Raw genomic sequence first — 298 nt, forward strand, 5'->3', positions numbered from 1 at the left:
TTCGTGCTAAAGCAAGTAAAGCGCGACAAGCGCAATCGCGCCTCAAAGCTCTCGAAAAGCTTAAGCCCCTTACAACGTGGAAAATTCAGCATGTTCAGCCTTTTATCTTTCCAAAAGTAGAAAAGCCTGTAGCTTCTCCTATTATTGCATTATCAAACGTAAGTGTTGGTTATGAAACAGGAAAACCAATTTTAAAAGAATTAAATTTAAGAATTGATAATGATGACCGTATCACTCTCTTGGGCTCAAACGGAAACGGAAAATCAACTCTTGCTAAATTGCTCGCTGGCCGTCTGAA

1 protein-coding gene is annotated in these 298 nt (G+C 39.6%); it reads left to right on the forward strand.

The window, feature by feature from the left end:
* Positions 1–298: ATP-binding cassette domain-containing protein (locus ACFIO5_RS12525; RefSeq protein WP_375705580.1), on the forward strand; the 298-nt coding region annotated here is incomplete at both ends.

The sequence above is a fragment of the Bartonella sp. AA86SXKL genome, from assembly GCF_042196885.1.